This window comes from Nocardioides houyundeii, assembly GCF_002865585.1.
Classification (GTDB): domain Bacteria; phylum Actinomycetota; class Actinomycetes; order Propionibacteriales; family Nocardioidaceae; genus Nocardioides; species Nocardioides houyundeii.
Map to the genome: position 1 here is coordinate 1885637 of NZ_CP025581.1, position 23356 is coordinate 1908992.

A 23356-nucleotide genomic window follows, 5' to 3' on the forward strand; every position below is an offset into this window, starting at 1 on the left:
CTAGTCCCTGACAGGTAGGGTCGCGCGCATGACGGCACCGGCATGGCTGGGGATCGGCGCCCAGCGCTCCGGGACCACGTGGTTCACCGACCTGCTCTGCCAGCACCCGAGCGTGGGGCTGGGCACCAACGGCAAGAAGGAGCAGCACCTCCTGCACAAGGTGGGGGACGGGCTGGAGAGCCGGGCCGCCTACCTCGACCTCTTCCCCACGGACGGCGTGGCACGGGGGGAGTGGACCCCGCAGTACCTGCGGCACTCCTCGGCACCGTTCGCGGCGAAGGGGCTGCTGGCCCCCGATGCGCCGGTGCTGGCGATCCTGCGCGACCCGGTCGAGCGCTTCCTCTCAGCCATGCGGCTCGCCGCGACCAGGGCCAAGTCGCCCTGGCCCTACCCGGTGCCGATCACGGTGCAGACGTTCAGCGGGTTCTATGCCGACCAGCTGGCGATGTGGGCCAACGCCGTGGGTCGCGAGCGGATGGTGGTGATGGTCTACGAGGAGGTCCGACGCGACCCGCAGCGTGCCGTGGACGCGGTGTGGCGTCGTCTGGGTCGGGCACCGGTGCCGCTGGTGGACGTGGACCGTCCGTCGCGCTCGAGCAGCGCGGCGAGCTGGGAGCCTCCGGCCGGCCAGGTGGAGTCCCTGCGGGTGCTCTACCGGCCGCAGCTCGCGCGGCTGGCTGAGGAGTGGGACCTGGACCTGAGCAGCTGGACCACTCTCACCCGCTGACCGGAGCCAGCCGTGAGCCGTGGCGGTCCTTGATCACCTGGAGCTGTGTCGGGATCCGCTCCCGCATCTCCGTCACGTGGCTCACCACCCCCACCACGCGGCCGCCGTCCCGCAGGGCGTCCAGGGTGTCCAGGACGTCGTCGAGGGTGTCAGCGTCCAGGCTGCCGAATCCCTCGTCGACGAACAGCGTGCCCAGATCGGCTCCGCCCGCCTCCTCGGTGATGACGTCGGCCAGCCCCAGCGCCAGGGCCAGGGAGACCACGAAGGTCTCACCGCCCGAGAGCGTGGCCGGGTCGCGGGTCTCCCCGGACCAGTCGTCTCGGACCAGCAGGCTCAGCCCGCCCCGGGTCTCCCGGGTGCCGCGCTGGCCGGTGTGCTCCAGGGTGTAGCGCATGCCGCTCATGCCACGCAGCCTGGCGTTGGCCGCCTGGACGACCTGGGAGAGCCGGTAGCCCAGGACGTAGGCCGCCAGCCGCATCTGGAGTCGGTTGTCGGCCGACTTCCCCTCGGCGAACGAGCTCAGATCCACGGCCACCCGCAGCTCCTCGCGCAGCGGCTGCCACTGCTGCAGCGCCGTGGTGAGCTGGGCGCCGAGGTCCTGCAGCCGGTCTGCGTCCTGGCGGGCGCGGTCGGCAGCCGCCCGCACCCGGACCAGCTCGGCCCGCGCCTCGCGGTGGCTGCGGGCCAGCCCGTCGAGATCGGGGACCGGGGCCGCGGCCGCGGCCCGCAGCTCGGCGTCCTCCAGCAGACCGGTGAGCCGGTACTCCTCCTGCGCGTACTCCTCGATCAGGGTCTCCAGGGTCTGACAGGTGTCCTGGTCACGGTGTGCCCGCCGTACGGCGTCCGCATGGGGCAGCTCGCACTCGTCGAGAACGCGGCGCAGGGCTTCCTCGTCGACCCGGAGCCGGTTGGCCGCGCGCTCGGCGGTGGCCTGCAGGGTCAGGTAGCGCTTGCCGAGGGAGGCGCTGGCCTCCAGCGCCTGCAGCAACGAAGCCACCGAGGTGTGCGTGCTGCCGGCGAGCGCGGCGGCGCGGGCCGCGTCGAGCGTCTCGAGGTCGCTCTCGCAGACCTGGAGCCCCGTCTCGATCCGAGCCACCTCCACCTCGGCTTCCCGGGACGCGTGGTGGGCTGCCGTCAACCGGTGCTCGAGGTCGACGAGCTCAGCGCGGATCTCCACCGCGCGGCGTTCCGCCTCCTCGGCTTCCGCCAGCTGCTCCTGGCACTGCGCGAGGCGCTGGCGCAGCGACTCGTGCGGCTCCTCCCCGGCTCGGGCGGCCGTGGCGTCCCGCTGGGAGCGCAGCTGCTGGACCCGGTCGTCGTGGACGTGCAGCAGAGCCTTGGCGTCGTCGACCGAGCGCATCGCCGCGCGCTCGGCGGCGCCGTCGGGGGAGCCGGGAGACGGGCTGGCGCGGTGCGGGTGACTGCACGAGCCGCAGACCGGACAGGAGTCGCCGACCGCCAGCGCACCGGCGATCTCCGCCGCCATGCCCTGGATCCGGGTCTCCCGGATGTCCAACCAGGTCTGGGTCAGGTCCTGCACGCGCTCGCGGCACTCGGCACGCTCCGAGGCTGCCGCGGCCAGCTCGGCCTCGAGAGCGACGAGCAGCTCCTTGTCGGCCAACCGGGTGCTCAGCACGGTCACCTCGGCCTCGATCTGGGCCGCCGAGCCGGCTGCCTGCTGGCTGGAGGTGAGAGCGCTCTGCAGCTGCTCCAGCCGGACTGGCAGCTCCGCGAGCTGGGCGTGGGCGGACTCGACCCGGGCGCGGGAGTCGGCCAGCCGCCGCTGCGCGTCGACCCGGGCCTCGTGCAGCTCCGCCAGGCGACGGTCCGAGTCGCGCAGCGGCCCGAGGGCCACGCACTGCTGCTGGACCGAGCTCAGCAGTGCGTCGACGGCGTCTGCGGCGGTGTCGTCGCAGGGTAGTGCCGCCGACTCGTCAGCACCGAGGTGCAGCGTCAAGGCCTCCAGGGCCGAGTCCGCCCGCAGGCGCGCCGCACTGGTCTCGAAGGTCGCTGCGTCGACGAGCTTCACCACGGGCATGGCGCCAGCGGCGCGTCGCGCCTCGCGCAGCTCGGTGACCCTGCGGCCGTGCTGGTCCGCGGCGGCGAGGTGCGCGGCGAGCTGGGCCCGGGCCGCCGCGCGCCGTTCCTGGAGCTCGTGAGTCCGGCGTCCCAGGGTGTGGCGCTGCTCCGCCTCGCGCTCGGCCGCCTCGGCCGCGGGGAGGAGAGCCGCCGCCCGTCGGGCAGTGGCGGCGGCATCGGCGGCGACCGCAGTCGACCATGCGCCCAGCTCACCCGATCCGGCCACCGGCTCCAGGGACTGCAGGTCCCACTCGTCGGGCACCGCGACCGTCGACACCTCGCACACGCGGCTGACCAGGGCGGCGACCGCGTCGTGGTGGGTCCGCGAACGCCGCGCGAGCTGGAGCCGGTGCTCGCGCAGCCAGCTCTCCATCCGCGAGAAGCGGCTGGTGTTGAACAGCTGCTGCAGCACCGCCTGACGTTCGTCCGACTTGGCCCGCAGGAACGCCTGGAAGCGGCCCTGGGGGAGCATCGCCACCTGGCAGAACTGGGTGAGGCTCATGCCCAGGAGGGCCCCGACCAGGTCACCCACCTCGTCGAGCCTGGTGGAGACGGGCTGCCACCCGCCGTCGCGATGCTCCGCCAGCGCCACCGACGCCTGCTGGTTGGTGGTGCCGGTGCCCCGCTTCTTGGGTCGTTGCCACGCGGGGGAGCGGACGAAGCGGAACCGGCGGCCCGAGAGCGTCGCCTCCAGCGTGACCTCAGGCGCCACGGAGGGTGCGGCGTGGTCGGAGCGCAGCCGCTTGGCGGCACCGCGCTCGCCGGGCACGTCGCCGTACAGGGCGAAGCAGACGGCGTCGAGGACGCTGGACTTGCCGGCTCCGGTCGGCCCGGTCAGCAGGAACAGGCCGGCCTCGCTGAGCTCGTCGAAGTCGACGGTGACAGTCTCGGCGAACGGACCGAAGGCGGTGACCGTCAGGGTGTGCAGCCGCATCAGCGGCCCGCCTCGGAGACGGTGAGCAGGGAGTCCACGTCGGTGTCGTCGCAGCACGCCTCGCTGGCCTCGCGGAGCAGCAGCGACTCCGCCTCGGTCGCCGGTGCGCCGCGCAGCTCGGACATGAAGGCGAGCGTGATCTCGTGGTCGCTCAGACCGGTCGTGGGTCGGCGCGATGAGTCGGGATCGGCCTCGCTGCCCTCGGGGGCGAACCCGATGACGAGCGTGTGCGGGAAGCGGGTGCGCAGCCGGTCCATGGCCCGGAGCGGCCGCACGGCGTCGGTCAGGGTGGCGTGAACCCACGATTCCTCGTGCTGCGCCAGCGCCGGCTCAACGAGCAGCTCCTCGAGAGTCCCGGTGATCCGGGACAGCGGTCGCGGCACCGGTGCCGGCACGAACTCTGCGGCGCTCACGCCGTTGCCGTCCAGATCGATGAGCCACGACCCCTTCGTGTGGCCGGCCTCGGAGAACGAGTACGCGAGGGGGGAGCCGCTGTAGCGCACCGACTCCGACAGCACCTGGGCGCCGTGCAGGTGGCCCAGGGCGGTGTAGGAGATGCCGTCGAAGAGAGACCCGGGGACCATCGAGATCCCACCCACGCTGATGTCGCGCTCGGACTCCGAAGGGGCGCAGCCGGTCACGAACGCATGGGCCAGCACCACCGACCGCGAGCCTGGCGGCCGGTGGTCCAGGTCGGCACGGACGCGGCGCATCGCCTCCGAGAGCGCGGCCTCGTGGCTGCGGACCGGCAGCCCCCACGGCTCCCTGACGCTCTCGGGGTCGAGGTAGGGGATGCCGTAGACCAGCACCGGGCCGTGCTCGTCGCTGAGCTCGACGGGGGAGCCGACCCCCGAGGCATCGGTGCGGATGTGGACCCCGGCGGCGTCGATCAGCGTGGAGCCGAAGCCCAGGCGTAGGGCGGAGTCGTGGTTGCCGCTGGTCACCACCACGCGGGCCCGTGAGCTGGCCAGTGCCGCGAACGCCTCGTCCGCGACCCGGACCGCGTCGACGTGCGGCAGGGCTCGGTCGTAGACGTCGCCGGCGACGACCACCAGGTCGACCGACCGGGTCTCGACCATCTCGAGCAGGTGCTCGAGGAAGGCACGCTGGTGCGCCAGCATGCCTTCGCGGTGGAAGGACCGGCCCAGATGCCAGTCTGAGGTATGGAGGATGCGCACGGGTCGACCATAGGAGCCGGGTCCGACAGTCCTGAGCAGCCCACGCCGCAGCGGCAGAGACCGTGACCGAGACCGTGACCGCGACAGGGACCCTGGGCGGGCCTCAACGCGGGTCGAAGGCCTCCCGCACGGCGATCCGCCGCTCGAGGGAGTCGACCAGGTCGAGCAGGTTGCGGTGCACCGTGGGGTCCAGGGTGCCGGAGCCGGCGAGCTGCCGTGCGGACGCGACCAGGGCAGGGTCCAGGCAGGTGCTGGGGAAGAACGCCTTCACGGCCGTCCCCAGGACCCAGCCCGCGTGCGTCAGGGGCAGGTCGGGCAGGGCGTCGAGGTAGCGCTGGGCGAAGGGCTCGGTGACCTTCTCCTGGCCCGCGCGCCACATGCCGCGCCCCGCGGCCTCCAGCTCGTAGTTCGCCACGTCCTCGTCTCCGGTGAACCGGCGCCATGCCCACTCCTTGGCCTCCGCGGTGGGCAGGGATGCCATGGCCCGCGAGTGCTCGACCCGGGAGCGCGCCGTCGGCTCGGACGCCAGGGCGCGGTCCAGCTCATCGGGATCGCTGGAGCCCAGCACCGCCAGGCGCACCAGGAGGGCCCAGCGCAGGTCCAGGTCCAGCTCGAGCCCCTCGGGGAGCCCGCCCGCCAGCCATTCCCGCAGCCGGGACTCGTCCGCGGCCGTGGCGACCGCGGACTGGAAGGCGGCCAGCTGCAACGTGCTGCCTGCGGGTGCCGACCCGGCGCGAGACAGCATCGTGCGGTGGATCCGGGCAGCACCGGCTGCAGGGTCCGGCCCCAGCTCCACGCCCGAGGCGATCGCCCAGGGCAGGGTGTAGTTCACGGCATCGTCGTTGTCCTCGTGGGGCATCGCGGCCTCCACCAGGTCCAGCACGTCGGAAGGGGCGACGGCGACCTGGTGGAAGGAGCTGCGCAGACCGTTCCAGGCGCCCGCACGCACCCGGGCGTCGGAGACCGTCGGCAGCAGCGTCTTCAGGCTCTGGACGGTGGCAGGGTCCAGCAGGGTGGCGGCCCAGGTGTCCTCGTAGGCATCCAGGACGACGGCGGGGGCCTCGGTCCGGTAGGGCGTCTCCTCGCCGACGACGGTGACGGGGGAGGTCTCCCATCCTGAGGCCGAGATGGTGGTGACCCCGAAGGTGTGGGAGCGGTCCGCGGGGTTCCCGGGCGGGGGAGTACGACGGATGGTCCCGGCGTCCCGGTCCAGGACGATCGTGTCGGGCCCGGCCGTGCGCAGCCAGCTGTCGGTGAAGTCGGCCAGGTGCTGTGCTCCGGCCCGCTCCCAGGCTCCGAAGAGGTCGCTCATGGTGGCGTTGCCGAACCAGTGGGAGTCGAAGTGGTCGATGACGCCGGCGAAGAAGACCTCGTCCCCGAGCCGGGCGTTGAGCTGCTTGAGCACGCTCGACCCCTTGGCGTAGGAGATCCCGTCGAAGTCCTGGAGCGCGGCTCTGGCGTCCACCGCCCCGTTGCCGGCCACCGGATGGGTGCTGGGGGCCTGGTCCGCGACCAGGCCCCACTGCCGACGGGCGTACGCCGCGTGCGTCCAGGCGTCGCCGTACTCGGTGACGTCGGCGGTGACGCGGTTGCCCATGTACTCGGCGAAGCTCTCGTTGAGCCACAGGTCGTCCCACCACTTGGGGGTGGTGATGTTGCCGAACCACTGGTGGGCCATCTCGTGCGCCACGGTGGTGGCACGCTGGATCCGCATGCCGCGAGTGACCCGGCTGGAGAAGACCAGGGGGTCGCGGAAGGTGACGCAGCCGGGGTTCTCCATGGCGCCGGCGTTGAACTCCGGGACGAACGCCTGGTGGTAGTTGCCGAAGGGGTACCGGGTCCCGAACAGCCGGTGGTACTCGTCGAAGCACGCCTTGGTCATGGTCAGCAGCTCGTCGGCGTCGGCGTCGAGGTCTCGCGCGATGCTCTGACGGGCGCTCAGGCCCAGGGGGATCCCGTCGTGCTCGTCGTGGATGAGGTGGTAGGGACCCGCGACCAGGGTGACGAAGTACGTCGAGAGCGGGGGAGTGGGCTCGAACTCCCAGACGCCGGCCTCGACCTGGGCGCCCGGAGCGTTGCCGATCACGGTCCAGTCGGTCGGGGCGGTGACGTGGAAGGTGTACGGCGCCTTGAGGTCGGGCTGGTCGAAGCAGGCGAAGATGCTGGGAGCGGCGTCCATGAACGACATCCCGTAGACGTAGCGACGGCCGTCGGCCGGGTCGACGTGCTGGTGCAGGCCCTCGCCGTCGTTGCGGAAGGCCATCACGGCGTCCACCACGACCTCGTTGCGCCCGGCCACCGTCGACAGGGGCACTCGTCCGGCCTGGAGGGTGTCGTGGTCGAGCTCGGTGCCGTTGAGCCGGAGGCTGTTGACGCCGGCGGGCTTGAGGTCCAGGAAGGTCTCACCGCCCTGGCTGTCGAACAGGATGCGGGTGAGGGACCCGAAGGTCGCCTCATCACTCGCCAGGTCGAGGGTGACGTCGTAGGAGATGACCCGCAGGAGGTCGAAGCGGGTGCGTGCCTCGACGTGCTGGAGGCTTCGGTAGCTCGTGCCCATCGCGTCAGCCTAGCCAGGTGACCCGCTGAGGCTGCAGGCTCCATATGCTCGTGGCATGACGCAGACGCCTGGTTCCTCGACCGAGTCCGAGAATTCCCGCAGCGTCACCTTGACCCGGATCGGGGACGGACGGTTCAAGGCGACGAACGCGCGTGGGGGAGAGACCTTCTTCGGGACAGGGGGACTCGACCCCGACTTCACTCCCGTGGAGCTGCTGCTGGCCGCGATCGCTGGCTGCAGCGCCATCGACGTCGACCTGATCACCGGCAAGCGCTCCGAGGCGGTCTCCTTCGACGTCGCTTGCCAGGGCGAGAAGGTCCGTGACGAGCAGGGCAACCACCTGCGCAACATCCGGGTGGTGTTCGACGTGCGGTTCCCCGACGGGGACGCCGGTGACCAGGCCCGGGCAGTGATGCCGCGTGCCATCGCCCAGACCCGGGACCGGCTCTGCACCGTGAGCCGGACCGTGGCCCTGGGGGAGCCGGTGGTCTTCGAGGACGTCAACGCCCAGGACTGAACCCGGCGCCCGGTCCCTCTACTTGAGCGTGACGCCGGTGATGGTGACCTTCTCCGTGGGCGGGCCGTCGGGCGCACCACCGGCCGCGCCCTTCGCTGCGACCTTCTCGACGACGGCGAGCGCGTCCTCGTCGATGGTGCCGAAGACCGTGTACTGCGGCGGCAGCTGGCTGTCGGCGTAGACGATGAAGAACTGCGATCCGCCGGTGTTGGCCTGACCCGTGTTGGCCATGGCCAGGGTCCGGGCCGGGTAGGTCTCGTCCCCGGTGAGCTCGTCCTCGATCGTGTAGCCCGGGCCACCCGTGCCGGTGGCGGTGGGGTCACCGCACTGCAGCACGTAGATGCCCTGGGTCACCAGACGATGGCACTGGGTGTCGTCGAAGTAGCCCTGCTCGGCGAGCGAGAGGAAGCTGTTGACCGTGCAGGGTGCGGAGCCGGCGTCCAGGGTGATGCCGAGTGCGCCGACGTTGGTCTCGATGGTGGCAGGGACGTCGTCGCCCTCCTCGGCCGTGGACGGCGGGAGCTCGACCTTGCGGGCCGCCTGCGCCCCGTCCTCGGCGTACTCGCAGGCGACCTCGCCGGCCGCTGGGTCCGGTGCCGTGTCGTCATCGTCGCCGCACCCGGCGAGGGCGGCGAGGCAGAGGAGGGGTGCCAGGGCGAGCTTGAGGGAACGCATGGCACCGATGCTAGGTGAGGGGACTGCCTGCGGACACCGGGTGGGGGGGCCGCAGGCAGTCACGTCAGCGGCGCAGCGGCCGGACGCAGCCCGCCTGGCGCCCGACCTTGGCCAGACCCGTCAGGTCGCCGGCCCCGAGCTGCAGCGGCGAGTAGTAGCCCTCGGCCGTGCCGTTCATCTGCTGCGACACGTCCGGGGTGTGACCCAGTCCCACCGCGTGCCCGATCTCGTGGATGACGACCCGGGTGGCCTGGGCGGCGTCGAGGGGCTTGACCGTGTCGATCACGACGCCGGCGCGCTTGATCAGGGCCAGCCGGCCACGTCGGTCGCGCCCCCACACCATCTTCGCCGCTCCGCCTCGGCCCTGCTTCCCGGTGATGTCCTCCTTCGTCTGGGACTGCGGCGCGAAGGCGATCAGCAGGTCGGTGCTGCGAGTCTGCTTCGGCGTGCCCTTGGTGGCCCAGGGGACCGCGCTGGTGGTGCCGCGGTACCGGAATCGCAGTCCGGTGCCGAGGGCGATCGCGGCGACTGCCGTGTCAATGACGGAGGTGGCCCAGGGGGCGGCCTGAGCCACGTTGATCCGGTAGTCGATGGGCTTGCACGGGTTGAAGCGCGCGCGCAGCTTGCGAGTGATGTAGGCCCACGAGTCGGGGCTGCCCTGCGGTGTCCAGCTGGGGACGACGCTGACGCGCTGCGGCTTGGTGCGGACCGCACGGTTCTTCCGGTTCCCGGCGACGACCACGCGGGTCTTGGCCGAGTAGAGCCAGTGGGTCGGCAGCGCCAGGCTGAACGTGCCGTCGCGACCGGTCCTGCTTCGGGCCACCTTGGTCCAGCCGTCGGGGAAGCGCTGCTGCAGCACCACGCGGCGTCGGTTCTTGCCCTTGTCCTTGACGACGCCGGTGATCGCGGTCGGTGTGGTGGCCACCACGCTGCTCACCCAGGCCACCTGGACCTTCGACTTGGCGGGACGCGCGGACGGCTCGGCCGTGGCGCCTGTGACGCCGGTGGCCATCGTCGTGGCGATGACGGTGAGCGTCACGAGTGTTCGTCTTGCGGTGTTCTTCACGGTTCCCCCAGGTGAGTGCGTCGAGTGCGGGGGATTCTATGGATTTTCGCGGCGTGCGCTAGTGGCCTCCGAGCCAAAAATCGAAGTGGCGGACGAACTGGTCGTGGCTGGCCACCATCGCGACCGGGTCGCCAGGGACCCCAGGGGTCCCAGCGACTTGGCGACGACCAGCACGCGTCCGTCGTACCCGTCGACAGCGTCGTCGAGCTGGTCCCCGACCCAGGCGATCTCGTCCTGGACCGCCCTGGTCGTGCCGGCTGGGGGCGCCTCCCACCAGACCTGACGCACCGACCAGCCGCGGGCCAACGCCGTGTGGGTGGCGAAGAACAGCAGCGGCCCGTCCGCGGTGTAGCGCCGGCCGGGAAGTACGACGCAGCGGCCGACCGGCGTCTGTTCGGGGGAGTAGTCGACGTACCGGCTCATGACGACATGCTTCTGGGCGCCGGAGCGGGGTCAACCTTGTCTGCCCGCGGGTGGAGCCCCGGCTGAGCGGGCTAGGGTCGTTCGGTGACCTCGTTGCGCAACGGCACCCTGTCCGATCTCACCGCTCGAGAGCTGCACGCCATCCTCAAGCTGAGGGTCGACGTCTTCGTGGTCGAGCAGCAGTGCCCCTACCCGGACGTGGATGACCGCGACGCTGAGCCGACCACCGTGCACATGTGGTTGGCCGCCGACGACGGACGACCGCTCTGCGTGCTGCGGATCCTTCAGGACCCGGACGCCGCCGTGATCGGACGAGTGGCGACCGCGCAGGACGCCCGAGGTCACGGGTACGCCGCCCGGCTCGTGGCTGCGGCACTTGAGCGCATCGGCGACGGGCCGGTGCGCATCGGCGCGCAGGCGTACCTGGAGGAGTGGTACCAGCAGTTCGGTTTCCAGCGCACCGGGCCGAACTACCTGGAGGACGGCATCCCGCACCTGCCGATGCGGCGCCCTGGGTCTGCGGGTTGACCGACCTGGTGGAGACCCGAGGGTTTCCCGACGGCGTGCTGCTGACCAGGGACGAGGCCAGGCGCTGAACATCCGACCCCGGATCGGGGCGATCGGCTCGACCGGGTCGTCGTAGACGCGGCGCGAAAAAACTTCGAGGATCGATGTCGAAGGACGCGTCCGCCGTTCGACGTGTGTGCGAGAAGCATCTCCCAGCAACCAGTAGGAGTGAACAAGATGCCGCGTTTCATGGGGTTCGTGAGAATGGAGGAGGGCGTCGGCACGCCGCCGCAGTCACTCTTCGAGGCGATGGACGCCCACATCGGCGAACGCGCCGCGCAGGGGGTGTTCCTCGACGGGGGCGGCCTCTACGGCACCGAGGACGCCGTCAACTTCGTGGTCCGTCAGGGCGAGGTCACCCGGGTCGACGGGCCGTACGCCGAGGCCAAGGAGGTCGTCGGCGGCTGGTCGATCCTGCAGTACGACAGCCTCGAGGAGGCCGTCGCCGACCAGCAGACGTTCGCCGAGCTGCACGCCAAGCGCTGGCCGGAGGTCACCGTGGTCGCGACGCTGCGCCAGATCTCGACGGGTCCAGAAGAACCCGGCGACTGACCGGGCGTGGCACGACCGAGCGTGGCGGGCCGCATCGGCTCGCCACGTCGGCGCCGTGACCCGCGACTCTGAGCCGTCCGCGGTCACTGATTGACATAATGTAAGTTATCGGATCGATCTCCAGGGGTAAAAGTCAGATAGAGAGCCCGGCGCAAACGCACACAGCTCCTGGCTTCTCGTGTCATCCGCCGGGGCCCTGTACCTCGTACGTTCAGTGGGGCGGGCAGACTTGCCCGATGTTCCATCGGCATCCCTTCCTCAGCCTCCTCAGCGGTGGCTACCTGGTCTTCGTCGGGTGGCTGACGCTGACGCCCCAAGCGATCGGCGACCGCGAGACGAGGCTGGTCAACCGGGTGCTGGGCGCCCTGCACCGTCGCGGGATCGCCGAGTCGCTCGACTACTCGCGCGTTGAGTTCCTGGCCAACATCGCCCTCTTCGTGCCCATCGGGATGTTCCTGCTCCTCCTCTTCGGCGCCGGGGGCTGGTGGCTGGCGGCCATCGGGTCTTTCGTCCTCACAGCCTTCATCGAAACGGCCCAACGGCAGATCCCAGGCCGTGTCCCGGACGAGCGTGACCTCTTGGCCAACACGGTCGGAGGTCTCATCGGCATCGCCCTGACGCTGGTGCTCGTACTGCCAGCGACCCTGCGGCGCCGCCGACGACGACGGGCGCGACGCCAAGCCCGGCACGACGTCTGAAGCCACTCGAGCCGGCGGTCGCTCACCTGGAGCAGAAGACGTCCCTGGCTATCCTGAGAGGGACATCGCCCATAGGCAGGGGCATCCACATGTGCACGAGCATCAGGTTTTCCGACGCAAGCGGCAATCTCTACCTCGCACGCAACCTCGACTGGACGTACGGCTATGGCGAGCGGGTGGTGCTGACACCCACCGCGTACGAGACGCATTCACCGTTCAGCGCCGTGCCACGGATCCAGCACGCCGTCATCGGCATGGGGATCGTCGAGGAGGACACACCGCTGTACTTCGACTGCGGCAACGACGCGGGCCTGGCCGTGGCTGGCCTCAACTTCCCGGGCTACGCGAGCTACGCACCGGAGCCGGTCGAAGGTGCGACGAACGTCGCCGCCTTCGAGTTCCCGCTCTGGGTTGCCTCCCAGTTCGCCAGCGTCGACGAGGTCGAGGCCGCGCTCGCGCACGTCGTCATCGTCGACAAGCCGATCAACGAGAAGTACCCCAGCTCGCTGCTGCACTGGATCATCGGCGACTCGACGCGCGCCATCGTCGTGGAATCCACCAGCGAGGGTCTGCAGGTCTTCGACAACGACGTCGACGTCCTTGCCAACCAGCCGGGGTTCTCGTGGCACCACGAGAACCTGCGCAACTACCTCAACACCTCACCCGACTTTCCCGAGGAGACCGCGCTGGGGCGGGCGCACCTGGGCCCGTTCGGCTCGGGGTCGCACATGCGAGGGATCCCCGGGGACTACTACTCCCCGTCCCGGTTCGTGCGCGCGGCCTACGTCAACGCCCACTACCCGGGCAAGGCCAGCGAGGAGGAGAACGTCAGCAGGGCGTTCCACACGCTCCAGCAGGTCGCGATGGTGGACGGCAGCGCAGCCATGGGCTCCGGCGACTTCGAGAAGACCATCTACACCGGGCTCTACTCGGCGCGGACCAAGACGTACTACTGGAACACCTATGACGACCCGGCGATCCAGAGTGTTGCCATGGCCGAGCACGCGCCTGAGGGAAGCAAGCTCGTCGTGGTCTGAAATGCACCAACCCCGCGCTAGTCGTCGCTGCTGGACACCGCTGTCGGGAGCTCTCGGGTGCGCAGGAGCTCGGCGGCAATGACGCGGATCTTGACGTTCTGCGTGGACGAGAGACGCGTGAGCAGGGAGAACGCGCTGACCGCGTCCACGCCGAACCTTTCCATCACCACACCACAGGCTTGGCCGATCAGCGTGCGTGAGTCCAGGGCCGACTCGTACTGGTCGATCTTCTGCGCTGCGAGCACGGCCAGGGCGATGTGCGCGGCAAGTGCCAGGCCCTCCGCCTTGTCCTCTTCGTCGAACGCGTCGACCTCGGTCGAGTACATGCTCAGGGCGCCGATGACGTCCTTGATCGTGAACAGACGGAACGTCAGGACGCTGCGTGCTCCCGTGGCCTCGGTCAGCCGAGGTCCCCAGGTGGGCCACCGGTCGTCGTCGGCAAGGTCGGGCACGTAGACGCTGTCCTGCTCCCACAAGGTGTCCAGGGCCGGACCCTGGGCCAGTTCTTCCTGGAGCCGATCGCCGGTGGCAGCAAGGTCGTCGCTGGCTGCCGGGGTCTCCACGCGCTTCTTGCCGTAGACCAGCGAGATGCTTGCTGAGTTGCAACCCTCGACGTTGCGGACGAGCAGCTCCACGGCGCTCTTCACGGTCGCACGGGGATCACCCTGGTCCTGCAGCTCGCGCGCGGCGGCGGCCATGCGATCCGCGATCGACCCCTCCACCTTCGACCTGACGTCGTCTTTCGCACCTACCGGCATGACGGTCCATCCACTCCCTGAATATGGCTGACAGGTGCGACATCGTACTCACTCCCCGTACGCGGCGTGCCTGACGAAGCTGCTCAGTCGTGCTCGGCCCGGCTCCATTCCTCAGTCTGGGTGAGGCGGAACAGGTAGTACAGGGAGGGTCCCACGATCACCGCCGCCAGGACGACCACCACGATGAGTCCCACCAGCGTGGCCTCCGCCCCCGCTGCGTCCTCGATGGTCACCTCATCGACCAGCAACCACGGGTACTGACCGAATCCCCAGCCGAACAGCACGGCCGCCACGGCACAGACCGCCGTGACCCGGGCGACGGCGTAGTGCTCCTTGACGAGCAGCCACAGGGTGGCGAGGCCGGCCAGCGCCGAGACCACGATCAGCGGGGCCGCCTGTCCGGTGAGTCCCTCGGTGAGGGTCGGTGCGTCCCGGGAGATCGGCACCAGGGCGGCGAAGACCACCACACCGGTGATGACACCGCTGATGACCGTCCGGCGCCGGAGCTTGCGTGCCAGGCTGTCCAGCCCGGCGCGCTGCGCGTCGGCGGTCAGGAAGACCCCGGCCAGGAAGGCGCACGTGAGCACCGCGATCACCCCGCCGAAGAACGAGGTCGGAGTCAGCCACGACGACCACAGGTCTCCCCTCCCCTGGGCAGGGACCCGACCGGAGGCGATGGCCCCGGCCACGGCTCCGAGGAAGAACGGGGTCACCACCGACGAGGCGGCGAAGACGACCCCGAAGAACCGGGCCTGAGCCAGCGTCTCGGAGTACTTGCGGAAGGCAAAGCTGGCCCCTCGCAGCACGATCCCCAACAGCGCGAAGAGCATGGGCAGGATCAGGGTCGACATCGCCGAGGCGAAGGACTCGGGGAACCCTGTCCACCACACCACGAGCACGTAGATCAGCCAGACGTGGTTGGCCTCCCACACCGGGCCGATGCTGTGGTCGATCAGGGTGCGCTGCTCGGCACCCTCCAGGTCTCCCCCGGCCGTCAGGTCGTAGGAGCCGGTCCCGAAGTCCGCGCCACCCAGCACGCCGTAGGCGACCACGCCCACGAAGAGCGCGGCAGCCACCACCAGCGCGAGGCTCATGAGTCCTCCACCTCCGGCTCGCCGGCGCGTTCGGAGTCACGGAGCCGGCGGGTGGGCCCGTAGGGGCTCGGCAGGTCGAGGTTGCCCGAGCGCCAGCGCCTCGTCATCGAACGAATGACGAGGGTGGCCGCCACCGTGAGCGCGGCGTAGACCAGCAGCGTCGCGCCGTAGAGCCACCACAGCCAGCCGTTGCTGTCCGCCGCATCAGCGGTGCGAAGCACGCCGTAGACCACCCAGGGCTGTCTGCCCACCTCCGTCGCGGTCCATCCGGCCTCCACCGCCAGGACGGCGAGGGGGCCGGTGACCACGCACACCCGCAGGAACCAGGGGTGGTCCAGCAGGTCACGCCCCCGCCACCGCATCAGCCAGAAGACCAGCGCCACGAGCAGCAGGAAGAAGCCGATGCCCACCATCAGCTGGAAGGACAGATGGGTGATGTTGACCGGCGGCCGGTCCTGGACCGGCACGGTGTCCAGTCCGGGCACGGGTGCGTCGAAGGAGTTACGGGCGATCAGGGATCCGATGTAGGGGATGTCGATGGACCACCGCGCCTCGCCGTCGACGAGGAGACCGCCCAGCCGCAGGGGTGCGGGCGACTCGGTCGTGGTGGCCAGCTCGAAGGCGGCGAGCTTGGCGGGTTGGCGGTCGGCCAGTCCACCGCCCAGGAAGTGACCGACCACCGGCTGCAGCACCGCAGCGACCGACGCGAAGGCGAAGGGGATGGTGAAGCCCCGCCGGTGGTGCTCGTCCCGGCGCCCGCGCAGCATCCCGACGGCGTACACGCCGGCGACCAGGAAGCCGACCACCATGAATGCCGCGACCCACATGTGCAGGAACTGCAGGAACGCGAGGTCGTTGAACATCGCCCGCCAGGGGTTGACGTCGACCACCTCGCCGTCCTGGATGCGGAACCCGGTGGGCGCGTTCATCCAGGCGTTGACCGAGACCACGCAGAAGGTCCCGAAGAGCCCGGCTGCTGCCATCGGCAGCAGGGTCAGCAGGTGTCGCTTCGGTGGCATCCGCCCCCAGCCGTACAGGTAGATGCCCAGGAAGATCGCCTCGGTGAAGAACGCCAGCCCCTCGAATGCGAACGGCAGCCCCAGGACGTCCCCGAAGGGCCCCATCAGGCGGGGCCACAGCAGCCCCATCTCGAAGCTGAGCACCGTCCCGGAGACCGCGCCTACCGCGAACAGGACCGCGGAGACCTTCGCCCAGCGCTGGGCCAGGCCCAAGGCCACGGCTTCGTCGCGGTAGATCCCCCGCCAGTGCATCACGAAGATCATCGAGGGCAGCGCGACGCCGAAACAGGCGAGCACGATGTGCCACCCCAACGAGAAGGCCATCTGCAACCGCGCCGGAAGCAGGCCCGCGGGTTCGTCCGCGGCGACCACCTGGAGGAGCACCTCGGGCAGGAGCACCCTCACCACGTTAGGCGCGGCAGGCCCTGGCCGCCACCCTGTGCGGCGAAGGGACTCTCAGCGGCCGACGTACGCCGCCAGGTGCTCACCGGTGAGCGTCGCGGCCCCGACGAGCTCGGCCGGAGGTCCCTGGAACACCACGTTGCCCCCGTCGTGGCCGGCGCCCGGGCCGAGATCGATGATCCAGTCGGCGTGCGCCATGACCGCCTGGTGGTGCTCGATCACGACGACGGAGCGGCCCGCCTCCACCAGGCGGTCGAGCAGCCCGAGCAGGTTCGCCACGTCGGCCAGGTGCAGACCGGTGGTCGGCTCGTCCAGGACGTAGACCTCACCCTTGTCGGCCATCTGACTGGCGAGCTTGAGGCGCTGCCGCTCCCCTCCCGAGAGGGTGGTCAGGGGCTGTCCCAGGGTGACATAACCAAGGCCCACGTCGACGAGCCGGTCGAGCACCTTCCCAGCGGCGGGAGTGCGGGCCTCCCCCGTGCCGAAGAAGTCCGCAGCCACCGACACCGACATCGCAAGCACCTCAGCGATGTTCCGGCCGCCCAGGGTGTGCTCCAGGACGCTCGCCTGGAACCGCCTGCCCTCGCACTCCTCGCAGGGCGACTCCACGGTGGCCACCCCCAGATCGGTGAAGATGACGCCGGCACCGTTGCAGGTGGGGCAGGCCCCTTCGGAGTTGGAGCTGAACAACGCCGGCTTCACCCCGTTCGCCTTCGCGAACGCCTTGCGGATCGGCTCCAGCAGCCCGGTGTACGTCGCAGGGTTGCTGCGCCGGGAGCCCTTGATCGCACCCTGGTCGATCACCACGACACCCTCGCGCTGGGCCAGGGAGCCGTGCACCAGCGAGCTCTTCCCCGACCCTGCGACCCCGGTGACCACGGTCAGCACGCCGAGGGGGACGTCGACGTCGACGTGCTTCAGGTTGTGCGTCGAGGCGTCGCGGATCTCCAGCACCCCCGTGGGACTGCGTACGGCGTCCTTGAGCCGGGCGCGGTCGTCGAGGTGCCGACCGGTCGTGGTGTCGCTCGAGCGGAGATCCTCGACCGTGCCCGCGAAGCAGACCTCTCCCCCGGCGCTGCCGGCGCCCGGTCCGAGGTCGACGACGTGGTCGGCGATGGCGATGGTCTCCGGCTTGTGCTCCACCACCAGCACGGTGTTGCCCTTGTCGCGCAGCTGGAGCAGGAGCTCGTTCATCCGCTCGATGTCATGGGGGTGCAGCCCGATCGTCGGCTCGTCGAAGACGTAGGTGACATCGGTGAGCGAGGAGCCCAGGTGCCGGATCATCTTGGTGCGCTGCGCCTCTCCCCCGGACAGCGTGCCCGCCGGACGGTCGAGGCTGAGATAGCCCAGGCCGATGGCCTCGAAGGAGTCGAGCAGGTGCCGCAGCCCCTGGACCAGGGGTGCCACCGATGGGTCCTCGATCTCCCGGACCCACGGGGCCAGGTCACTGATCTGCATCCCACAGACGTCGGCGATGCTCAGGCCGCGGATCTTGGAGGACCGGGCCTGCTCACTGAGCCGGGTTCCGCTGCACTCCGGGCAGGTCGTGAAGGTCACCGCGCCCTCCACGAACCGGCGGATGTGGGGCTGCAGGGCCTCGACGTCCTTGGACAGGAACGACTTCTTCAGCTGTGGGATCAGGCCCAGGTAGGTCAGGTTGATGCCCTCGACCTTGATCTTCGTCGCCTCCTTGTGCAGCAGGTCCGAGAGCTCCCTGGTGGAGTACCTGCCGATCGGCTTGTCCGGGTCGAACCACCCGCACCCTCGGAAGATCCGGCCGTACCAGCCCTCCATGCTGTAGCCCGGGATCTTGATCGCGCCCTCGTTGAGGGACTTGGACTCGTCGTAGAGGGCCGACAGGTCGATGTCGTTGGTCGCGCCCATGCCGTCGCACCGGGGGCACATGCCTCCGGTGACGGAGAAGGTCCGGACCTCGTTCTTGGTCTGCCCCTCCTTCTCGTACTTCACCCGGCCCGACCCGCTCGCGGAGGCGACGTTGAAGGAGAACGCCTGGGGCGAGCCGATGTGCGGCTCCCCCAGCCTGCTGAAGAGGATCCGCAGCATGGCGTTGGCGTCGGTCGCGGTGCCGACGGTGGAGCGAGGGTTGGCGCCCATCCGCTCCTGGTCCACGATGATCGCCGTGGTCAGGCCCTCGAGCAGATCGACGTCGGGGCGGGCCTGCTGCGGCATGAACCCCTGCAGGAACGCGCTGTAGGTCTCGTTGATCATCCGCTGCGACTCCGCGGCGATGGTCGCGAAGACCAGAGAGCTCTTGCCGGAGCCGGAGACCCCGGTGAACACGGTGAGGCGCCGCTTGGGCAGCTCCACGTCGATGTTCTTGAGGTTGTTCTCGCGGGCGCCCTGCACGCGGATCAGGTCGTGGGTGTCGGCGCTGTGCGGTCTCGTCGTCACCAGCGTGATGCTCCCACGCTCCAGGCCTCCCCGCAGCCCGCGTCTGAGGGATTGTCGGCTCCGGGCGGGCGGGGCTAGCGTCGAGAGGTCTCAGGAGGTAGCCATGACCCCTCGTAGATCCACCCTCGTCCGGTCCGCGCCCAGACGCCCCGGAGTACGCCGAGGGGTGCTCGCCACCGTGCTGGGGCTGCTGGCCCCGGTGCTGACCACCGGCCTGCTCGCTCCCGCCCCCAGCCAGGCTCGCCCGCACCATCCGGCTCCGTTCCCGGCCCGCATCGCGCTGCCCGACAACTTTGCCCCCGAGGGCATCGCGATCGGACCCGGACCACGCGCCTGGCTCGGCTCCCGGGTGGACGGGGACATCTACCAGGTCGACCTGCGCACCGGGGAGGGCCGCACCATCTCCCAGGGACCCGGGACTCCCTCGATCGGCCTCAAGTCGGACCGGCGGGGGCGGCTCTTCGTCGCCGGCGGGCCCTCCGGAACTGCACGGGTGGTGGATGCCCGGTCCGGCAGGCTCCTGGCCGACTACCAGCTCGCCGCGGGTCCGACGTTCGTCAACGACGTCGTGCTGACCCGGCGTACGGCCTGGTTCACCGACTCGCAGCAACCGGTGCTGTACCGGCTCCCGCTGGGCCGCGGCGGGGAGCTGCCGTCCACGTCGGCGGTCCGGCCGCTGCGGCTCTCGGGCGACTGGGTCCAGGTGCCGGGAACCAACGCCAACGGCATCGCCACCACACCTGACGGGCGGGCGCTGCTGGTGGTGAACTCCACGAACGGGTTGCTGTACCGGGTGGATCCCGCGACCGGCGACGCCGTGGCCGTGGACCTGGAGGGCTACTCGGTGGTCAACGGGGACGGGCTGCTCCGGGTCGGGCGAATCCTCTACGTGGTGCAGAACAGGCTTGACCAGGTGGCGGTGCTGCGGCTGGACCGCAGCGGCACTCGCGGCACGCTCGTCGACACCATCACCTCCGGGGACTTCGACGTGCCGAGCACGGTGGCGGCCTTCGGACGCTGGCTCTACCTGCCGAGCGCGCGCTTCGGTCGCGAGACGCCCCCGGTCACCGAGTACTGGGTCACTCGCGTCCCGCGGTGAGCGACTCTCGATCCCGCTCGTCCCGTCCAGCCGGGCGCTGGGCGGCGCTGCCTTCCACCCGTTCCACGATCTGCCGCAGTCGGGGGTGCGCGTGGTCCTCACCCAGGATCTGGCTGGTGAACCACCGCAGGCGCAGCTGACCGCCCGAGGTCTCCAGCAGGCCGATGTTGTTGTCGAACCAAGGTCCCTCGACGTTGCGCCACCGCAGCGGCGACGCCGGCACCTTGGCCGAGAGCGAGACCAGACGTCCCACCGGGCCGGCAACCCCGTAGGCCAGCGCCGCGGTCGCGAACCGCATCTTCAGCTCCAGGGGATTGCGGATCGGGGAGCAGACCGCCTGCAGCAGCGTGCTGTGCAGAGGCTTCCGCCTGCGGGCCTCCCTGCGCGAGAGCCGGGCGCTGCTGAGGTAGCTGTGGTGCACGTCCCCGGACAGGAAGGTCACCGTCGAGGGCGCCCGCCCGCGCTCGCCCGAGGCGACCTCGATCACCATGTCGGCGACGCGGAGGAACGAGTCCTGGAAGGCCGCCCAGTGCTCCAGGTCCACCGTCTGCCTGATCCGCTCCCCCGCCCTCGAGCTCAGTCGCCCCCAGGCTCCCTGGGCCAGCGCCTCGGAGAAGCCCTCCACGTGGTGCAGGCCCTGGGAGAGCAGGAAGGGCAGGGAGGTGCCGATGAGCAGGTGGTCCACGTCTCCCTGCACCTGGCGGTCGAGCCACCCCAGCTCGTCGGGGTCCAGCATCGCGCGGTGCTGCGGATCGAGCACCCGCGCGGCACGACTGTCCACCACGACGAGGCGGGCTCGGGTGCCGAAGTCGCGCGAGTAGCTCCACCGGTAGGTCTCCGGCTGCTGGTCCACCCGGGCGGCGAACTCGTCCAGCTCAGGTCCCAGGTCCGGACCCTGGGGGCCTTCGTGGTCTCGCACGCTGCGCCAGAGCTCGTCCTGCTCCCGCTCGGCCGCGGACATGTTGCCCAGGTGCTGGTAGACCCAGTACGACGAGAGGGCGGCCACGATCCGTCCGTGCCACCACGGCGTCTGCTCCATCTGCTCCCGCCAGGACTGGGAGGTGTTCCAGTCGTCGCGCACGTCGTGGTCGTCGAAGATCATGGCGCTGGGGACCGTGGAGAGCAGCCACCGGTTCGCAGGGTCCGACCAGGCCAGGGAGTACAGGTGCGCGTACTCCTCGTAGTCCTTGAGCTCCTCCCCCGGAGGCTCGTCGGGGTCCCGCCGGGAGGCGATGAACTCCTGCATCTCCTCGGAGGTCTCGTCGGCGTAGACCTGGTCCCCCAGGAGCAGCAGCAGGTCCGGCCAGGCCAGGGTCTCCAGCGCTGCGGAGTCATCGGCGGGGGGCACCGCACCGGCTAGGCGCAGGGCGTAGGTGCGCATCGCGTCCACCCCGTGCGTCTCGTGGCCGCGCCGGTCGTGCGGGACCGCCGTACGGCAGGAGCCGTAGGCGATCGCCAGGGGGCCGTCGCCGGCCGGGGTCGCGATCACCGAGGGCGGGAACTCGGAGTCCGCAGGGGGCCAGACCACCGCATCGTCCAGCCGGACCTGGTAGGGCCGCCGGGTCCCGGCGCCCAGGCCGCTGAGCTCCACCAAGGCGTAGTGGTGCCCGTGCACGGCGAAGGTGCGCGTCGTCGCCGAGACACCCGATGCGTCCACCCGCACCGTCGCGGGGCCCGAGACCTCCAGCCACAGCGTGGCGGACGACTCGTCCACGTGCCGCAGCAGCGGTCCCAGCACGAGCTCTGCGATGGCGCCTCCTCAGGTCGGGACCGAACCTACCGTGCCGTGCGAGGCGGATCAGCGGTGCCTGCGCGGGCTGGCGGACGGGTGAAGATGGTTGTGGTGTTCTTCACGGCCTTGTCCGCTCCTGATAGGTGCGATCTCCCCCGGGCGTACCTGGCATGGCCGGTCTCACACGGGGCGCCCGCCCAGTGGCAGAGTCTCGGCGCGTCGCGCACAGCGCGGACTTTGCCTATCTCATATCTGAGATAGCGTGGAGTCCATGACGCAGGACTATCTCGCCCGGATCGGCAACTTGATCCGCGATGCCCGCAAGCACCGTGGAATGACCCAGCAGCAGCTCGCCGAGACTCTCGGCACCAGCCAGAGCGCGATCAACCGCATCGAGAAGGGGCACCAGAACCTCTCCCTGGAGATGCTCGCCCGAATCGGCGCCGCGCTCGACTCCGAGATCGTCTCCGTCGGCGCCGGGCCGACCCACCTGCGCGTCACCGGCCCGACCACGCTGGCCGGGAAGATCGACGTCAAGACCTCCAAGAACGCCGGAGTGGCGCTGTTGTGCGCCTCCCTGCTCAACCGCGGACGCACGACGCTCCGCAAGGTCGCTCGGATCGAGGAGGTCAACCGGCTCCTGGAGGTGCTGGAGTCGCTGGGAGTCCAGACCCGCTGGCTCAACTCGGACAACGACCTGGAGATCATCCCGCCTGAGGAGCTCGACCTGAGCGCCATCGACGAGGCGGCAGCGCGCCGCACCCGCTCGGTGATCATGTTCCTGGGACCGCTGCTGCACCGCTACGACTCCTTCGACCTCCCCTACGCGGGCGGATGCCAGCTGGGCACCCGCACCGTGGAGCCGCACATGTCGGCGCTGCGCCCCTTCGGCCTGGAGATCAAGGCCAACGAGGGCGCCTACCACGCCCAGGTCAACCACGCCGTGGAGCCGACCCGCCCCATCGTGCTGACCGAGCGCGGCGACACGGTCACCGAGAACGCGCTCATGGCCGCGGCCCTGCGCCCGAGCACCACGGTGATCCGCAACGCCTCCTCGAACTACATGGTCCAGGACCTCTGCTTCTACCTGCAGAAGCTGGGTGTCGAGGTCGAGGGCGTCGGCACGACGACGCTGAAGGTCACCGGTCTGGCGCGCATCGACGTCGACGTCGACTACTCCCCAGCGAGGACCCGATCGAGGCGATGTCACTGCTCGCCGCAGCGATCGTGACGAAGTCCGAGATCACGATCCAGCGGGTACCGATCGAGTTCCTCGAGATCGAGCTGTCGCTGCTGGAGGAGATGGGTCTGCAGTACAGCCGCACCGAGGAGTACGTCGCCAACAACGGCCGCACCCGGCTGGTGGACATCACCACCCGGGCCTCGGAGCTGCGGGCGCCGCTGGACAAGATCCACCCCATGCCGTTCCCCGGCCTGAACATCGACAACCTGCCGTTCTTCGCGGTGATCGGTGCCGTCGCCGAGGGGCAGACCCTCCTGCACGACTGGGTCTACGAGAACCGGGCGATCTACCTCCTGGAGCTCAACAAGCTGGGCGCCGACGTCAAGCTCCTCGACCCGCACCGGGTGATGATCGAGGGGCCCACCCGCTGGTCGGGCGCCGAGATCGTCTGCCCGCCGGCGCTGCGTCCCGCGGTGGTGATCCTGCTCGCCATGCTCGCCTCGAAGGGCACCTCGGTGCTGCGGTCGACGTACGTCATCCACCGGGGCTACGAGGACCTGGCGGAGCGGCTGAACACGCTGGGCGCCAACATCGAGACCTTCCGGGACATCTGAGTCCGCCTTCCTCGTCACGTGTGGAGACCCCCG

18 protein-coding genes and 1 pseudogene are annotated in these 23356 nt (G+C 70.3%); 8 read left to right on the plus strand and 11 right to left on the minus strand.

Annotated features, from left to right (window positions below; genetic code table 11):
* Window positions 1–28 precede the first annotated feature (28 nt).
* Complete coding sequence (locus tag C0R66_RS09065; protein ID WP_101524423.1) at window positions 29–727, plus strand: sulfotransferase family protein; 699 nt, start codon at window positions 29–31, stop codon at window positions 725–727.
* Here the strand turns inward: C0R66_RS09065 and C0R66_RS09070 are convergent.
* The 3 genes from C0R66_RS09070 to pepN all read right to left on the minus strand — a co-directional run bounded on the left by C0R66_RS09070 (window position 717) and on the right by pepN (window position 7475).
* Complete coding sequence (locus C0R66_RS09070; protein ID WP_101524424.1) at window positions 717–3740, minus strand: AAA family ATPase; 3024 nt, start codon at window positions 3738–3740, stop codon at window positions 717–719. The two genes, C0R66_RS09065 and C0R66_RS09070, sit on opposite strands and share 11 nt — an antisense overlap.
* Window positions 3740–4918, minus strand: a complete 1179-nt coding sequence (locus C0R66_RS09075) for an exonuclease SbcCD subunit D (protein WP_101524425.1) — start codon at window positions 4916–4918, stop codon at window positions 3740–3742. The genes C0R66_RS09070 and C0R66_RS09075 overlap by 1 nt, the downstream gene beginning before the upstream one ends.
* A gap of 103 nt (window positions 4919–5021) precedes the next feature.
* Window positions 5022–7475 (minus strand): aminopeptidase N, encoded by a 2454-nt coding sequence (pepN, locus tag C0R66_RS09080; RefSeq protein WP_101524426.1) that lies wholly within the window; start codon window positions 7473–7475, stop codon window positions 5022–5024.
* A 55-nt stretch (window positions 7476–7530) separates the two neighbouring features.
* Here pepN and C0R66_RS09085 point away from each other — a divergent pair, with 55 nt between their 5' ends.
* Window positions 7531–7992: an OsmC family protein gene (locus C0R66_RS09085; RefSeq protein ID WP_101524427.1), complete on the plus strand. Its 462-nt coding sequence runs from the start codon at window positions 7531–7533 to the stop codon at window positions 7990–7992.
* A gap of 18 nt (window positions 7993–8010) precedes the next feature.
* On the opposite strand, the gene C0R66_RS09090 is transcribed toward C0R66_RS09085, so the two are convergent.
* The 3 genes from C0R66_RS09090 to C0R66_RS18670 form a co-directional block, all read right to left on the minus strand.
* Window positions 8011–8667 (minus strand): peptidylprolyl isomerase, encoded by a 657-nt coding sequence (locus C0R66_RS09090; protein ID WP_101524428.1) that lies wholly within the window; start codon window positions 8665–8667, stop codon window positions 8011–8013.
* A 64-nt stretch (window positions 8668–8731) separates the two neighbouring features.
* On the minus strand, window positions 8732–9706 hold the full coding sequence (locus C0R66_RS09095) for a matrixin family metalloprotease (protein WP_101524429.1): 975 nt from the start codon (window positions 9704–9706) through the stop codon (window positions 8732–8734).
* A 63-nt stretch (window positions 9707–9769) separates the two neighbouring features.
* Window positions 9770–10156, minus strand: a complete 387-nt coding sequence (locus C0R66_RS18670; protein WP_158647973.1) for a hypothetical protein — start codon at window positions 10154–10156, stop codon at window positions 9770–9772.
* A gap of 84 nt (window positions 10157–10240) precedes the next feature.
* Between C0R66_RS18670 and C0R66_RS09105 the strand changes: the two genes are divergently transcribed.
* From C0R66_RS09105 to bsh, 4 genes are all read left to right on the plus strand, one after another.
* Window positions 10241–10684, plus strand: a complete 444-nt coding sequence (locus C0R66_RS09105; protein WP_101524430.1) for a GNAT family N-acetyltransferase — start codon at window positions 10241–10243, stop codon at window positions 10682–10684.
* A gap of 216 nt (window positions 10685–10900) precedes the next feature.
* Window positions 10901–11275: a YciI family protein gene (locus tag C0R66_RS09110; RefSeq protein WP_101526152.1), complete on the plus strand. Its 375-nt coding sequence runs from the start codon at window positions 10901–10903 to the stop codon at window positions 11273–11275.
* A gap of 236 nt (window positions 11276–11511) precedes the next feature.
* Window positions 11512–11973 (plus strand): VanZ family protein, encoded by a 462-nt coding sequence (locus C0R66_RS09115; protein WP_101524431.1) that lies wholly within the window; start codon window positions 11512–11514, stop codon window positions 11971–11973.
* An 89-nt stretch (window positions 11974–12062) separates the two neighbouring features.
* On the plus strand, window positions 12063–13010 hold the full coding sequence (gene bsh, locus C0R66_RS09120) for a choloylglycine hydrolase (protein WP_101524432.1): 948 nt from the start codon (window positions 12063–12065) through the stop codon (window positions 13008–13010).
* Between the two features lie 17 nt (window positions 13011–13027).
* On the opposite strand, the gene C0R66_RS09125 is transcribed toward bsh, so the two are convergent.
* From C0R66_RS09125 to C0R66_RS09140, 4 genes are all read right to left on the minus strand, one after another.
* Entirely contained in the window at window positions 13028–13708 is a 681-nt protein-coding gene (locus C0R66_RS09125) for a GAF and ANTAR domain-containing protein (RefSeq protein ID WP_158647974.1), read from the minus strand.
* Window positions 13709–13851: 143 nt separating this feature from the next.
* A complete protein-coding gene (locus C0R66_RS09130) occupies window positions 13852–14862 on the minus strand; it encodes a cytochrome d ubiquinol oxidase subunit II (protein WP_101524434.1) in 1011 nt (336 codons plus the stop codon).
* Window positions 14859–16280 (minus strand): cytochrome ubiquinol oxidase subunit I, encoded by a 1422-nt coding sequence (locus tag C0R66_RS09135; protein WP_241901646.1) that lies wholly within the window; start codon window positions 16278–16280, stop codon window positions 14859–14861. The genes C0R66_RS09130 and C0R66_RS09135 overlap by 4 nt, the downstream gene beginning before the upstream one ends.
* Before the next feature lie 57 nt (window positions 16281–16337).
* Window positions 16338–18695 (minus strand): ATP-binding cassette domain-containing protein, encoded by a 2358-nt coding sequence (locus tag C0R66_RS09140; protein ID WP_241901647.1) that lies wholly within the window; start codon window positions 18693–18695, stop codon window positions 16338–16340.
* A gap of 103 nt (window positions 18696–18798) precedes the next feature.
* On the opposite strand from C0R66_RS09140, the gene C0R66_RS09145 reads away from it, so the two are divergent.
* Entirely contained in the window at window positions 18799–19794 is a 996-nt protein-coding gene (locus tag C0R66_RS09145; protein ID WP_199286872.1) for an SMP-30/gluconolactonase/LRE family protein, read from the plus strand.
* Here the strand turns inward: C0R66_RS09145 and C0R66_RS09150 are convergent.
* The gene (locus tag C0R66_RS09150; protein WP_241901648.1) at window positions 19775–21532 is read right to left on the minus strand and encodes a DUF7800 domain-containing protein; all 1758 of its coding nucleotides are present in this window, start codon (window positions 21530–21532) and stop codon (window positions 19775–19777) included. The genes C0R66_RS09145 and C0R66_RS09150 overlap by 20 nt on opposite strands.
* Window positions 21533–21797: 265 nt before the next feature.
* Between C0R66_RS09150 and C0R66_RS09155 the strand changes: the two are divergent.
* Window positions 21798–23323: pseudogene (locus C0R66_RS09155) on the plus strand (helix-turn-helix domain-containing protein).
* Window positions 23324–23356 lie beyond the last annotated feature (33 nt).

What these genes read in the sequence shown, in the direction of transcription:
- C0R66_RS09065 (WP_101524423.1), top strand. Translation starts at nt 29, where the DNA reads ATGACGGCACCGGCATGGCTGGGGATCGGCGCCCAGCGCTCCGGGACC.
- C0R66_RS09070 (WP_101524424.1), bottom strand. Translation starts at nt 3,740, where the DNA reads ATGCGGCTGCACACCCTGACGGTCACCGCCTTCGGTCCGTTCGCCGAG.
- pepN (WP_101524426.1), bottom strand. Translation starts at nt 7,475, where the DNA reads ATGGGCACGAGCTACCGAAGCCTCCAGCACGTCGAGGCACGCACCCGC.
- C0R66_RS09085 (WP_101524427.1), top strand. Translation starts at nt 7,531, where the DNA reads ATGACGCAGACGCCTGGTTCCTCGACCGAGTCCGAGAATTCCCGCAGC.
- C0R66_RS09090 (WP_101524428.1), bottom strand. Translation starts at nt 8,667, where the DNA reads ATGCGTTCCCTCAAGCTCGCCCTGGCACCCCTCCTCTGCCTCGCCGCC.
- C0R66_RS18670 (WP_158647973.1), bottom strand. Translation starts at nt 10,156, where the DNA reads ATGAGCCGGTACGTCGACTACTCCCCCGAACAGACGCCGGTCGGCCGC.
- C0R66_RS09110 (WP_101526152.1), top strand. Translation starts at nt 10,901, where the DNA reads ATGCCGCGTTTCATGGGGTTCGTGAGAATGGAGGAGGGCGTCGGCACG.
- C0R66_RS09115 (WP_101524431.1), top strand. Translation starts at nt 11,512, where the DNA reads ATGTTCCATCGGCATCCCTTCCTCAGCCTCCTCAGCGGTGGCTACCTG.
- bsh (WP_101524432.1), top strand. Translation starts at nt 12,063, where the DNA reads ATGTGCACGAGCATCAGGTTTTCCGACGCAAGCGGCAATCTCTACCTC.
- C0R66_RS09125 (WP_158647974.1), bottom strand. Translation starts at nt 13,708, where the DNA reads ATGGCCGCCGCCGCGCGCGAGCTGCAGGACCAGGGTGATCCCCGTGCG.
- C0R66_RS09130 (WP_101524434.1), bottom strand. Translation starts at nt 14,862, where the DNA reads ATGAGCCTCGCGCTGGTGGTGGCTGCCGCGCTCTTCGTGGGCGTGGTC.
- C0R66_RS09145 (WP_199286872.1), top strand. Translation starts at nt 18,799, where the DNA reads ATGACCCCTCGTAGATCCACCCTCGTCCGGTCCGCGCCCAGACGCCCC.